This window comes from Curtobacterium sp. VKM Ac-1393, from assembly GCF_015350995.1.
Lineage (GTDB): Bacteria > Actinomycetota > Actinomycetes > Actinomycetales > Microbacteriaceae > Curtobacterium.
The window spans coordinates 107,930-119,864 of the sequence record NZ_JADKRW010000004.1; the positions used below are offsets into that span (position 1 = coordinate 107,930).

The following is an 11,935-nucleotide window of genomic DNA, read 5'->3' on the forward strand; positions in this document are numbered from 1 at the left end:
GGTTCGTCTGTGCCCGGTTACGGGTGCGCGGCTGTCGCCGTTCGGCCGGGAGGCCCGGTGCGGGTCCGGCGCGTTCGCTCGCTAGTCCAGGCTCTCGCGACGCCAGAGCGCCGCAGCCTCGGTCAGGTCGGCCGCCAGCTCCGTGAGCCGGAGGGCCCGCCGCGTCAGCTCGCTCGCGCGGCCGGTCGCGGTCAGGTCGGAGTCGTCCGCCACCGCCGTCGCGCCGGCCGCGGTCAGCCGGCAGAACGCCGCCCCACGGTCGAGCGCCACCGCGAAGTCACCCGTGTACAGCCCGTGCAGGATGCGGTCCGCCAGCGTCAGGATCTCGGCGGGCCCCGTCGGCTGCTCGGCCCCCGCGACGGCCTGGTCGATGGTGCCGATGCGCTCGGTGCCGCGCTGGAAGAAGAACGCGATCTCCTCCGGGTTCTGCCGGATCACGGTGCGGACGAGGTACACCCGCCACAACGCACCCGGCAGCGTGTGCGCACCGACGCGGGCCCAGAGTTCGGCGATCGCGTCGATGCCGTGCACGTCCGTGTAGGTCACGAGCCGCTCGACCACCGCGGGGTCGGGGTCCTCGCGCACCCGGTGCAGCAGTGCGTTCGCGGTCTCGTGCGCGACACGGTTCACGACGGCAGGGTCCTCGCCGCCCTGGATCGCGGCGAACTCGGCATCGGTGAAGTGGACAGGACGGTGGTGATCGCGAGGCACCGCGTCAGTGTAGGCACGGCCGGTGACAGGACCTGCTTCCGTTCGCCCAGAACGCAACCGCCCCGTCGCGCGTACGGTGTCTGGTCGGGAGGCGCTCCTCCCGCACGCGAAGGAAGAGGACTCCCATGAACCCCCTGCTCATCATCCTGGCCGTGATCGCGGTCGTCCTGCTGTTCGTCGGTGGCTTCACCGCGAGCCTGAAGTTCCTGCTCTGGGTCGGCTTCGTGCTGCTCATCGTCGCGGTCATCCTGTGGCTGCTCCGCACGCTCACCGGACGCCGCGGCTGACCCGCACACTTGGTTCTTCCCAGAGGCCCTCACCCGCTAATCTTGCGGGTGAGGGCCTCTAGCTCAGTTGGTAGAGCACCGGACTTTTAATCCGAGGGTCGTGGGTTCGAGCCCCACGGGGCCCACTCCTCAGTCGTGGTCACGTCTCCGTTGTCTAAGATGTGGCGGATGGCACGACGACTCCTCCCCGGCATCGCGCTCGGAGCAATGGCTCTCGGCGTGAGCGGGCTGCTCGTCATCCTGCCGACGGTGTCGAACGCCTGCCAGCCCGCGACCACGTCGTCGAGCGTCTCGTCCGCCGAGGTCGCCGACGCCATCGCCCCCGGTGCAAGCGTCCTGATCGTCGGTGACTCGTACACGTCGGGCCGCGGGTCGACCAGCGAGGACACCGGCTGGGCGCAGGACCTCGTCGCCGACCGCCACTGGAAGGCCACCATCGACGGCTACCCCGGCACGGGCTACGTCGACACCGGCCGCACCGGGTCGTCGCACTACACCTTCGGGCCGCGCCTCGAGCGGCATGCCGAGGATCTCGACCCCCAGCTCGTCATCGTGCAGGGCAGCCAGAACGACTGGCTCGTCGACTCCTCGACCCTGCAGGAGCGGGTCGAACGCACGCTCCGGAACGCCGAGCAGACCTGGCCGGACGCCGTCGTCGTGGCCCTCGGCCCGTCGGCGCCGCTGCCGTGGGCGAACGCCACGGTCGGGGTCGCCGCCTCGGTCTCGGCGGGCGCCGCCGCAGCGGGTGTGCCGTACATCGACGCGCTGGCGGGTCAGTGGTTCACGACGGCGAACAGCCCCGGGTACGCGGCCATCGACGGCGGACACCTCAACGACGCGGGCTACCAGTACCTGGCGGACCGGGTCGGCGAGTCCCTCGATGCCCTCGCCGCGCCGGACGACGGCGACCGCTGCGCCTGATCGCCTCCGAGCGGGCCACGTCGCCGCTCGACCGGGGTACAAGTCGTCCCCAGCTGGCTCATGGCAGATCCCCTGCACACCTCAGCCGGCGCACAGCCGACTGGTGGGCTGCCGCCGATAGTGTCGTTCCCGGATCCGATCACCGGATCCTGCAGCACCGCACCACCACGAACGAACGGGGTACACCGTGATCGAGCCCATCGAAGCCACGCAGACCAGCAGCACCGGGGACGCGCGCCGCATCGTCGAGCTCGCCGCAGCGACCAACACGACGATGAGCAACGAGCTCCTGCTCGACACGCTCCGCCGCAACGCGAAGGTCACGACCCGGCACATCCGCAAGGACTTCATCGAGGTCGCGACGGCCACCGCCGTGCTCGGCTACGTGTGCCGGCAGCGCAAGGACTTCATCGCCCTGCGCGGCGACGACCCGGCGTGGGCGCACGAGGTCGGTCGGTACGCCAGCGAGTCCCTCGCGGTCGAGGCCCTGCGCATGCGCCGCGGCTGACCACAAACGCCCCAGCTGAACGAGGAAGGCCCCGCCGGACGTCCGGCGGGGCCTTCGTCGTGCGGTGCGGCGGTCAGGACCAGACGCGGCGGATGCCCCAGGTACCGGTCCAGGTCTCGTCGGGCTCGAGCCAGCGCAGGCCCTCACCGGAGTTCAGCGCGTTGGCCGGAGCGGTCATCGGCTCGACCGCCACGGCCAGGCCCTTGCCGTCACCGCGCGGGTACTCCCGCGAGGTGAACACCTGCACGTACGGGAACGACGCGTCCTGCCAGAGCTGGACTCCGTCGCCCTCGGGGCCGTGCAGCGTGGTGTGACGGACCCCGTCGGCGTCGGGCGTGATGTCCGAGTACGCGGTGTCGAGGTCCGAGTCGCCCGCTCGGCGTCCCGGTCGCAGGTCGAACGGCGTGCCCTCGACCGGCACCGACCCGTTCGGCACCTTCTGCTCGTCCGTGGTGAACGCGGTCGCGGCGTCGAGCGTGACGACGAGGTCGTCGGCCGGGGTGTCGCCGGCGCGCAGGTACGGGTGCGCACCCACGGCGAAGGGAGCCCGGACGCCGGAGCGGTTCGTGATCTCGTGCGTCACCCGGATGCCGTCGTCGACGAGCTCGTGGTGCACGCGGGTCTCGAGGGTGAACGGCCAGCCGTGCTGCGGGTGGATCGTGGCTTCCTGCACGATGCCCGTCTCGGTCTGCGACACCAGGCGGTACGGCGCGAAGCGGAGCAGGCCGTGCGAGGCGTTGCCGTACTTCGGCTCCGAGACGTCCAGCTGCTGGCGCTTGCCGTCGAGCTCCCAGACGCCACCGGCGACGCGGTTCGGCCACGGCACGAGCACGATCCCGTTCGCGCCCGGCGGCTGCTCGGTGACGGGGAACGGCTCGGTCAGGTCGAAGCCGGCGACGCGGAGTTCACGGATGCCGGCGGCGACCTCGGTCACGACGGCCTCGACGACGCCGTCGGGTCCGGCGTGGTGCAGGCGGTACTGGCCACCGGTGGGTGCTGCGGTCATGGGGTGTGGTTCCTTCCGGCTGTGTCCTCGCCGTCCGCGACGACGACCTCGACGCCGGCCGCACGGATCGTGGCGACCGCATCGGCCTCGGCCTCGGCGGTGACGACGACGTCGATGTCCTCGAGCGCGCGGACGACCCCGATGTGGGCTCGGCCGAACTTCGACCCGTCCGCGACGACGACGGTACGCCGAGCCGTGGCCGCGAGCATGCGCTTCGCCTCGGTCTCGGGCAGGTTCACGTTGGTCAGACCGTGCGCTTCGTCGACGCCGGTGCCGCCGAGGAACACGATGTCAGCGGCGATCATCGGCAGGATCGATCCGTTGAACGGTGCGACCAGGGAGTGCTGCAGGGGGCGGAGCGTCCCGCCCGTGACGATCACGGTGAAGCGCGGCACAGCGCGCTCGAGGGCCAGGGCCGTGGTCAACGAGTTCGTGACGACGGTGACGTCGGACAGCTCCGTTCGGGCGACGAGCGCCTCGGCGACCGCGGCGGGGGTCGTGCCGACGTCGAGCACCACGCACTCGCCGGAGCGCACGAGCGCCGCGGCCGCACGGCCGATGGCGGCCTTGGCCACCTGGTGTTCGACGGCGGTCTCCTCGAAGGGACGCTCGGTGGACCCGGCCCCGAGGCGGACCGCGCCGCCGTGCACCCGACGGATCCGGGCCTCCTGGTCGAGGACCGCGAGGTCCTGCCGGACCGTCACCTCACTCGTGCCGAGCGACGCGGCCAACGCGGCGGTCCGGACCATGCCGGGCGCGCCCTCGACGATGGAGACGATGCGGTCCTGCCGCAGCGGCGCGGGCAGCGATCCGGCCAGGAAGGAGATGTCGTCGTCGGTCACGACCCTAGTTTCGCTTGCTTCCGAAGACTTTCGCAACGCTTCGGATCGGCACTAGGCTGTTCCGGTGATCACCAAGCGCGTGACGAAGCTCGCGGACGGCCGCGACCTGTTCTACTTCGACGATGCGGACAGCACCCTGCCCGCTGACCGTGCCATCGACGAGCGTGCGCTCGACCCCCGGCCCGACACCGCGCGGATGCGCCAGGACGTCCTGACCGGCGAGTGGGTCTCCATCGCCGCGAGTCGCCAGAACCGCGCGTTCCTGCCCCCGGCCGACCAGGACCCACTCGCGCCGCAGACGCCGCAGAACCCTTCCGAGATCCCCAGCACCTACGACGTCGCCGTGTTCGAGAACCGCTCGCCGTCGTTCGGTCCCCTGCTCGAGGCCGAGGACGCCCCCGGGTCGCTCGACGCCCTGACCGACGTCGGTCTGAACCGCCAGCTCCGGTCCGTCGGCCGTTGCGAGGTCGTGTGCTTCTCCCCCGCGACCGAGGGCTCGTTCGCGTCGATCTCCGAGTCGCGCGCCCGCACCGTGGTCGAGGCATGGGCGGACCGCACCGCCGCGCTCTCCGCGATGCCCGGCATCCAGCAGGTCTTCCCGTTCGAGAACCGCGGCGAGGCGATCGGCGTCACGCTGCACCACCCGCACGGGCAGATCTACTCGTACCCGTACATCACGCCCCGCACGCAGCGCCTGCTCGACTCCATCGAGCGCTTCGGGCCGGACCTGTTCGAGCAGCACCTGGCGAACGAGCGAGCCTCGGACCGGGTCGTGCTGCAGGGCGAGCACTTCACGGCGTTCGTCCCGTTCGCCGCGCGCTGGCCCATCGAGATCCACATGCTGCCGCACCGACACGTCCCCGACTTCGCCGGTCTGACCGACGCCGAGAAGGACGAGCTGGCGCACATGCACCTGCGGCTGACCCGCGGCATCGACAAGCTCTACGACGACCCGACTCCGTACATCGCCGCGTGGCACCAGGCGCCGGTGCACGTCGGTCGCGACACCGTGCGGCTCATGCTGCAGATCACCTCGCCGCGTCGGGCGGCGGACAAGTTGAAGTTCCTGGCCGGCAGCGAAGCCGCCATGGGCGCCTGGATCGGGGACCTCGTGCCCGAGAAGGCGGCCGAGTTCATCCGAGGAGGGATCGAGCGCGCATGACGTTCCAGCAGGTCTACGGGTACGAGCCGACGGTGCACTACTCCGCACCCGGCCGGGTCAACCTGATCGGTGAGCACACCGACTACAACGACGGTTTCGTCCTGCCGTTCGCCATCGACCGGCGCACCACGGCATCCATCGCGCAGCGCGACGACCGTGTCCTGCGCGTCGCCTCGGCGTTCGACGCCGCGGCCGAACCGATCACGCTGACGCTCGACGCGCTGTCCCCGGAGCACATGGACGGCTGGTCGGCCTACGTGCTCGGCATCGCCTGGGCGCTCCGTGAGCAGGCCGGCATCGACCTCGCCGACAAGACCGGGTTCGACGTCTTCATCGAGTCCGAGGTGCCGGTGGGCGCCGGGCTGTCCTCCAGTGCGGCGATCGAGTGCGGTGTCGCACTCGCCTTCAACGACCTGTGGGAGCTCGGCCTCGACCGCAAGACCCTGGCGCGCGTCGGTCAGTACTCCGAGAACCACGCGGTCGGTGCCCCCACGGGGATCATGGACCAGTCCGCCTCGCTGCTCGGCGAGCAGGACGCCGTCGTCTTCCTCGACTGTCGCACGCTCGACACCGCCGTCGTCGACCTCGCACTCGAGGCAAACGGACTCGAGGTCCTGGTCGTCGACACCCGCGTCGAGCACGCGCACGCCACGGGTGGGTACAAGGCCCGACGCGAATCGTGTGAGCGTGGCGCGCAGGTGCTCGGCGTCGAAGCGCTGCGGGACGTCGGCGTCGACGACCTTCCTCGTGCGCAAGAGCTGCTCGACGACGAGACCTTCCGTCGTGTGCGCCACATCGTGACCGAGAACCAGCGCGTCCTCGACACCGTCCGGACGCTGCGCGAGCAGGGTCCGCGGGCCATCGGGTCCCTGCTCGTCGCATCGCACGAGTCGATGCGCGACGACTTCGAGATCTCCGTACCGGAACTCGACCTGGCCGTCGCGACCACCGTCGAGCACGGCGCTGTCGGTGCTCGGATGACCGGTGGCGGGTTCGGCGGCGCGGCGATCGCTTTGGTCGACCAGGAATCGCGTGGTGCGATCACCGAGGCCGTCACCGCCGCGTTCGCAGCCGCCGGGTACCGCGAGCCGAACGTCTTCACGGTGCACGCCGCACAGGGCGCCCGCCGCGACTGAGCCTGACCGGCGGAGTTTCGCGCTCAGCGACACGTCACGCGGCGATCAGCCCGTGAACTGTCGCTGACCGCGAAAACTCGGTGGAAGCCGCCGGGCGGCACGAACGGACGAACCGACCGGACGGCAGCACGCCCGGACGAACCGGCGGCACGGCCCGCGCGCCTACTTCAGGTGGCGCTCCGCAGCCTCGACGACGTTCTTCATGAGCATCGCGCGCGTCATCGGCCCGACGCCTCCGGGCACCGGCGACATGAACCCGGCGACGGACGCGACCGCCGGGTCGACGTCGCCGTGCAGCTTGGCCTTGCCGGTCTCCGGGGAGACCACGCGCGTGATGCCCACGTCGATCACGGCCGCACCGGGCTGGATCCAGTCCGGCTTGACGAGCCCGGCGACCCCGGCGGCCGCGACGACGATGTCGGCGCGACGGCACTCCGCGGCGACGTCGGCCGTCAAGGAGTGGGTGAGGGTGGCGGTGGCCTCGAGGCGGGTGAGCAGCAGCCCGAGCGGGCGACCGACCGTCAGACCCTGCCCGATGATCGTGACGTGCGCGCCGCGGATCGGGATGTCGTACGCCTCGAGCATCGCGACGATGCCCCGCGGGGTGCAGGGCAGCGGTGCGTCGATCGTGCCGGCCCCACCGGGCACGGCGAGCACGAGCTCACCGAGGTTCGTCGGGTGCAGGCCGTCGGCGTCCTTCGACGGGTCCATGAGCTCGAGCATCGGCGTCGGGTCGATGCCCTCCGGCAGGGGCAGCTGCACGATGAACGCGGTGACCCGGGGGTCGTCGTTCATCTGCAGGATCGCGGCGCGGATGTCCGCGGCGGACGCCGTCGCTGGCAGGTCGATGCGGTGCGAGTCGAGCCCGATCTGCGCCGAGTCGCGGTGCTTTCCCGCGACGTAGGACAGCGAACCCGGGTTCTCACCGACCAGGATCGTGCCGAGCCCCGGGCGGATGCCGTGCTCGTGCAACCGGTCGATGCGGACACGCAGTTCGTCGAGCGTCCGGGCGGCGAGTGCGGTGCCGTCGATGCGGACGGCACTGCCCTCACCAGCCCAGTGCTCGCGAGCCAGCGGAGCAGCCACGAAACCGCTCACGCGTACAGCGGGAACGCGTCGGTCAGGGTCTTCACCCGGGCCGAGAGCGCTGCGATGTCCGGGTTCGGCATGAGGGTCAGCGCGATGATGTCCGCGACCTCGGTGAACTCGGCGTCGCCGAAACCACGCGTGGCCAGCGCCGACGTGCCGATGCGGACACCCGAGGTGACCATCGGCGGACGCGGGTCGAACGGCACGGAGTTGCGGTTCACGGTGATGCCGACCTCGTGCAGCAGGTCTTCGGCCTGCTTGCCGTCGACCTCGGAGGTGCGGAGGTCGACCAGCACCAGGTGCACGTCGGTGCCGCCGGTGAGGACGTCGACGCCGGCCGCGCGGGCATCCGGCTGCGTGAGCCGATCCGCGAGCAGGCGGGCACCGCGGATGGTGCGCTCCTGACGGGCCTTGAACTCGGGGGTGCCGGCGAGCAGGAACGCGGTGGCCTTGGCGGCGATCACGTGCATGAGCGGGCCGCCCTGCTGGCCCGGGAAGACCGCGGAGTTCAGCTTCTTGAACAGGGTCTCGTCGTTGGACAGGATGATGCCCGACCGGGGGCCGCCGAGGGTCTTGTGCACCGTCGACGAGACGACGTGGGCGTGCGGCACCGGCGACGGGTGCAGACCGGCGGCGACGAGGCCGGCGAAGTGCGCCATGTCGACCCAGAGCTTCGCGCCGACCTCGTCCGCGATCTCACGGAACTTCGCGAAGTCGAGCTGGCGCGGGTACGCGGACCAGCCGGCGATGAGGACCTTCGGCTGGTGCTCGATGGCCTTGGCACGGATGTCGTCGTAGTCGACCTCGAACGTCTCGGGGTCGACGCCGTACGCCACGGCGTTGTAGATGCGGCCGGAGAAGTTGAGCTTCATGCCGTGGGTCAGGTGACCGCCGTGCGCGAGCTCGAGGCCGAGGATGGTGTCGCCGGCCGAGGCGATGGCGTGCAGGACAGCGGCGTTGGCGGTGGCGCCCGAGTGCGGCTGGACGTTGGCGTAGGAAGCCCCGAAGAGCGCCTTGGCACGGTCGATGGCGAGCTGCTCGGCGACGTCGACGTACTCGCAGCCGCCGTAGTAGCGCTTGCCGGGGTAGCCCTCGGCGTACTTGTTGGTGAGGACGGAGCCCTGGGACTCGAGCACGGCGCGCGGCACGAAGTTCTCGGACGCGATCATCTCGAGGGTGTCGCGCTGACGGCCGAGCTCCTGCTGCAGGACGGCGGCGATCTCGGGGTCGACCTGGTCGAGCGGGGCGTTGAATGCTGCGCGGTCGGTGTCGACGGAGCCGTCGACGGCGGGCAGATCGGTGATGGACACGGTTCTCCTACGTGGGTTGGCGACGACCGGGAGGTCGCGCACGGACGATCGGTCGGTGCAGCCCAGGCGTACGGCCGCGCACCGTGTCAGGTGTCGCTCCCCGATGGTGACCCATCCAACGCCAGTCGCGACGTGACGATCGTACCGAGCCGTCCGCCCTGTGTCACCCTGGATGCATGACGCTGACCTCGCCCGACGTGGATGAACGGACCACCCCGGACGAACGGACCAGTGCGCGCGCGGACACCCCGTGGGTCACCGTCGTGTGGGATGACCCGGTGAACCTGATGTCGTACGTCACCTACGTGTTCCAGCGGCACTTCGGCTTCGGTCGCGAGCAGGCCGAGCGGCTCATGCACCAGGTCGACACCGAGGGGCGGGCCATCGTGGCGACGGGGCCGCGCGAATCGATGGAGGCCCACGTCCAGTCGATGCACGGCTACGGCCTGCAGGCGACCGTCGACAAGGCCCCCGAGGCGTGATCCCCTTCGTCCGCCGCTCCGACGGCGTCCACCTCGGCATGTCCTCCGGCGAGCGCGGTCTGCTCACGTCCCTGACCGAGCAGCTCCGCCAGGTGCTCGACGGCGACCTGTCGGTGGACCCGGTCACCGAGCGGATGTTCCCGGATGCCTACCCGGACGACGACGACGCCAGCGCGGAGTTCCGGAAGTACACGCAGTCCGACCTGCTGGTGCAGAAGACCTCGAACGCGACGACCGTGCACGAGTGGCTGACGGGGACGCGCGACGGCGCCCTCGATGCCGAGGACGAGCAGGCCTGGCTCCGCACCCTGACCGACCTGCGGCTGACGATCGCCGACCGCCTCGGGATCGTCGACGCCGACGACGAGGAACGCTCGGTCGAGGCCGACGCGGGCGTCGGCCTGCGCGACGTCTACGACTGGCTCGGGTACGTGCAGGAGCACCTGATCACGACGATGACCGACCCGCGGTGACGGTCACCTTCCGCGCGACCACCGAGGACGACCGGGAGGCCCTGCTCGCGTTCTCGACGGAGGAACCGGTCGCGTGCCCCGAGCGTTGAACCCCGTCACCCGAGCAGGTCGTCGCGGTGGGCCCTCGCCCAGTCGGTCAGGCTGCGCGGTGCGGTCCCGGTGATCCGCAGCACGTCGTCGCTCATCACGTCGACACCGTCGAGTCCGCGCCGCACCACCCGGCCGAACTGCTGCCGGAGCCCCTCGGCCAGCCACGCCGGCACGCCGCTGCGTCGCAGCACGCCGGCGTAGACCCGGCTCGGCAGGTGGAGCGCCCGCACCGGACGCCCGAGGCCAGCGGCGAGCGCGGCAGCGACCCCACGGGCGTCGAGCAGGTCCGGGCCGGTGAGCACGGGCTCGGTACCGTCGTGGCCGTCGCTCGTCAGCACGCGAGCAGCTGACCGGGCGATGTCCTCGGTGTCGATCCAGCCGATCACACCACGACCCGTCGTGTGCGGGAACCACCCACGACGGATCGCGGGCGCCGACGGGGTCACGTTGGTCATGAACGACGACGGGTGCAGGATCGTCCACGCCAGGCCGCTGTCGCGCACCAGGCGGTCGGTACGCCAGGCGGCACTCGCCCACGGCATCGGCGAGTGCTCGGCGGCGTCGCCGCCGGACAGGTGCACGATGCGCCCGACGCCGGCCCGTTGCGCCGCTCGGACCCCGGCGGCGCCCTGCGCCGCCTGCTGCGGACTGACCGGGGTGACGAGGAAGAACCGGTCGACCCCGTCGAGTGCTGCGGTCAGCGCGTCCTCGTCGTCGAGGTCGGCGCGGCGCGCGTCGATCCCCTGGGCGCGGAGCGCCGCGACCTGCTCCGGTCGGCGGACGATCGCACGCACCGAGGCGCCCTCCCGCCGGAGTTCGTCCATCGTCTTGCCACCGACGTCTCCGGTCACGCCGGTCACCGCCACGATCTCGCTCATACGCACTCCTCGTTGGTATCAGTTTTCTGATACCTGACCCTACGTCGGTACGATCGCCTCGTGTCCCAGGAACCCGCAGCGCCACGCACCGACGTCGACGGGATCGTGGCGTGGACGGTGATCCGCGCAGCCCGGACCCTGTCACGGAGACTGGCGGTCGACCTGGCACCACTCGGACTCACGCCCGTCGAGTTCGGGGTGCTCATCCAGCTCGCCGCCGCGGGCGAGCTCAGCCAGGCCGACCTCGCTCGCGCCGTCGGCGTGCGACCGCAGAGCATGACGACGCTCGTCGGCGGGTTGTCGACGCGCGGACTCGTCGAGCGGGGCGCCGCGCCGGGCCGGGGGCGGGCCTCCCGGATGCACCTGACGCCGGAAGGTGACGCGCTGCTGGCGCGCGCCCATCCCGTGGTGTCCGCGAGCAACGCGTGGTTCGGACACCTCGGCGACCAGGTCAACGATGCGTTGCACCCGCTGCTCGGATCGGAGGACACGAGCGACGACGACGCAGCCGTCCCCTGACCGATACCAGAAGGACAACTTGCAAGTTGCCCTGGTGAGGCGTAGCGTCCGAGCGTGACCGACGCACCCAAGACCGACGCGACCGACCTCGCCGACGCCGTCCTCACGATGCACGGCCGACTCCGACGGTCGCTGCTCGCCTCGAAGGCCGACGAGGTCACCGCCTCACAGACCGCCGCACTCGGGCGGTTGCTGCGGTACGGCCCCGCCACCGTGGCCGACCTGGCACGTGCCGAGGGCGTCCGGCCGCAGTCGATGGGCGCGACCGTGCAGGCCCTCGTCGACCTCGGTCTCGCCGAGCGCCAGGCCGACCCGACCGACGGGCGCCGCTCGATCATCAGCGCGACCCAGGCCGGGGCGACCGCGCGCGAGGCCACGTGGGCCGTCCGGAACCGCGAGCTCGCCGATCGACTGGCCACGCTGTCCGAGGCGGACCGTCGGGTCGTCGCACGCGCGATGGCGGTGCTCGGGCCGGTCGTCGAACCCTGAACCGAGAGAGAAGCCACACCACGTCCACCTCG

15 protein-coding genes, 1 tRNA gene and 1 riboswitch are annotated in these 11,935 nt (G+C 71.2%); of the genes, 10 read left to right on the plus strand and 6 right to left on the minus strand.

Features of this window, described 5'->3' with window-relative positions; all coding sequences use genetic code 11:
* Positions 1-81: 81 nt before the first annotated feature.
* Complete coding sequence (locus ITJ59_RS09990; protein ID WP_194650979.1) at positions 82-711, minus strand: DNA-directed RNA polymerase subunit beta; 630 nt, start codon at positions 709-711, stop codon at positions 82-84.
* 125 nt (positions 712-836) lie between these two features.
* Between ITJ59_RS09990 and ITJ59_RS09995 the strand changes: the two genes are divergently transcribed.
* The 4 genes from ITJ59_RS09995 to ITJ59_RS10010 all read left to right on the plus strand — a co-directional run bounded on the left by ITJ59_RS09995 (position 837) and on the right by ITJ59_RS10010 (position 2,427).
* A complete protein-coding gene (locus tag ITJ59_RS09995; RefSeq protein WP_194650980.1) occupies positions 837-998 on the plus strand; it encodes a hypothetical protein in 162 nt (53 codons plus the stop codon).
* 52 nt (positions 999-1,050) lie between these two features.
* Positions 1,051-1,123, plus strand: a tRNA-Lys gene (locus tag ITJ59_RS10000).
* 43 nt (positions 1,124-1,166) lie between these two features.
* On the plus strand, positions 1,167-1,919 hold the full coding sequence (locus ITJ59_RS10005) for an SGNH/GDSL hydrolase family protein (protein WP_194650981.1): 753 nt from the start codon (positions 1,167-1,169) through the stop codon (positions 1,917-1,919).
* A 187-nt stretch (positions 1,920-2,106) separates the two neighbouring features.
* Positions 2,107-2,427, plus strand: coding sequence for a hypothetical protein (locus ITJ59_RS10010; protein WP_194650982.1), 321 nt, complete (start codon positions 2,107-2,109; stop codon positions 2,425-2,427).
* 73 nt (positions 2,428-2,500) lie between these two features.
* Here the strand turns inward: ITJ59_RS10010 and ITJ59_RS10015 are convergent, their stop codons facing one another.
* Positions 2,501-3,433: an aldose 1-epimerase family protein gene (locus ITJ59_RS10015; RefSeq protein ID WP_194650983.1), complete on the minus strand. Its 933-nt coding sequence runs from the start codon at positions 3,431-3,433 to the stop codon at positions 2,501-2,503.
* The gene (locus ITJ59_RS10020) at positions 3,430-4,275 is read right to left on the minus strand and encodes a DeoR/GlpR family DNA-binding transcription regulator (protein ID WP_194650984.1); all 846 of its coding nucleotides are present in this window, start codon (positions 4,273-4,275) and stop codon (positions 3,430-3,432) included. The genes ITJ59_RS10015 and ITJ59_RS10020 overlap by 4 nt, the downstream gene beginning before the upstream one ends.
* 64 nt (positions 4,276-4,339) lie before the next feature.
* On the opposite strand from ITJ59_RS10020, the gene galT reads away from it, so the two are divergent.
* A complete protein-coding gene (gene galT / locus ITJ59_RS10025; RefSeq protein ID WP_194650985.1) occupies positions 4,340-5,437 on the plus strand; it encodes a galactose-1-phosphate uridylyltransferase in 1,098 nt (365 codons plus the stop codon).
* Entirely contained in the window at positions 5,434-6,573 is a 1,140-nt protein-coding gene (galK, locus tag ITJ59_RS10030) for a galactokinase (protein ID WP_194650986.1), read from the plus strand. The genes galT and galK overlap by 4 nt, the downstream gene beginning before the upstream one ends.
* Before the next feature lie 162 nt (positions 6,574-6,735).
* On the opposite strand, the gene ITJ59_RS10035 is transcribed toward galK, so the two are convergent.
* Together ITJ59_RS10035 and glyA are read right to left on the minus strand one after the other, a co-directional pair.
* Positions 6,736-7,647 carry a tetrahydrofolate dehydrogenase/cyclohydrolase catalytic domain-containing protein gene (locus ITJ59_RS10035; RefSeq protein WP_194651286.1) on the minus strand — a complete coding sequence of 304 codons (912 nt, stop codon included), beginning with the start codon at positions 7,645-7,647 and terminating at the stop codon, positions 6,736-6,738.
* 20 nt (positions 7,648-7,667) lie between these two features.
* Entirely contained in the window at positions 7,668-8,972 is a 1,305-nt protein-coding gene (glyA, locus tag ITJ59_RS10040; RefSeq protein WP_416354860.1) for a serine hydroxymethyltransferase, read from the minus strand.
* A gap of 53 nt (positions 8,973-9,025) precedes the next feature.
* Positions 9,026-9,111: riboswitch (ZMP/ZTP riboswitch) on the minus strand.
* A gap of 37 nt (positions 9,112-9,148) precedes the next feature.
* Here glyA and clpS point away from each other — a divergent pair.
* Together clpS and ITJ59_RS10050 are read left to right on the plus strand one after the other, a co-directional pair.
* On the plus strand, positions 9,149-9,454 hold the full coding sequence (gene clpS, locus ITJ59_RS10045) for an ATP-dependent Clp protease adapter ClpS (protein ID WP_194650987.1): 306 nt from the start codon (positions 9,149-9,151) through the stop codon (positions 9,452-9,454).
* Positions 9,451-9,927, plus strand: a complete 477-nt coding sequence (locus ITJ59_RS10050) for a DUF2017 family protein (protein ID WP_194650988.1) — start codon at positions 9,451-9,453, stop codon at positions 9,925-9,927. Before clpS ends, ITJ59_RS10050 begins: the two co-directional genes overlap by 4 nt.
* Before the next feature lie 95 nt (positions 9,928-10,022).
* On the opposite strand, the gene ITJ59_RS10055 is transcribed toward ITJ59_RS10050, so the two are convergent.
* Positions 10,023-10,895: an NAD(P)H-binding protein gene (locus ITJ59_RS10055; protein WP_194650989.1), complete on the minus strand. Its 873-nt coding sequence runs from the start codon at positions 10,893-10,895 to the stop codon at positions 10,023-10,025.
* A 60-nt stretch (positions 10,896-10,955) separates the two neighbouring features.
* Between ITJ59_RS10055 and ITJ59_RS10060 the strand changes: the two genes are divergently transcribed.
* Both ITJ59_RS10060 and ITJ59_RS10065 read left to right on the plus strand, forming a co-directional pair.
* A complete protein-coding gene (locus ITJ59_RS10060) occupies positions 10,956-11,414 on the plus strand; it encodes a MarR family winged helix-turn-helix transcriptional regulator (protein WP_194650990.1) in 459 nt (152 codons plus the stop codon).
* 54 nt (positions 11,415-11,468) lie between these two features.
* Positions 11,469-11,903 carry a MarR family winged helix-turn-helix transcriptional regulator gene (locus tag ITJ59_RS10065; RefSeq protein WP_194650991.1) on the plus strand — a complete coding sequence of 145 codons (435 nt, stop codon included), beginning with the start codon at positions 11,469-11,471 and terminating at the stop codon, positions 11,901-11,903.
* The last annotated feature ends 32 nt before the right edge of the window (positions 11,904-11,935 follow it).

Bases quoted from the DNA above. Each gene is read 5' to 3' on its own strand.
- ITJ59_RS09995 (WP_194650980.1), top strand. From the start codon at position 837: ATGAACCCCCTGCTCATCATCCTGGCCGTGATCGCGGTCGTCCTGCTG.
- ITJ59_RS10005 (WP_194650981.1), top strand. From the start codon at position 1,167: ATGGCACGACGACTCCTCCCCGGCATCGCGCTCGGAGCAATGGCTCTC.
- ITJ59_RS10015 (WP_194650983.1), bottom strand. From the start codon at position 3,433: ATGACCGCAGCACCCACCGGTGGCCAGTACCGCCTGCACCACGCCGGA.
- galK (WP_194650986.1), top strand. From the start codon at position 5,434: ATGACGTTCCAGCAGGTCTACGGGTACGAGCCGACGGTGCACTACTCC.
- clpS (WP_194650987.1), top strand. From the start codon at position 9,149: ATGACGCTGACCTCGCCCGACGTGGATGAACGGACCACCCCGGACGAA.
- ITJ59_RS10055 (WP_194650989.1), bottom strand. From the start codon at position 10,895: ATGAGCGAGATCGTGGCGGTGACCGGCGTGACCGGAGACGTCGGTGGC.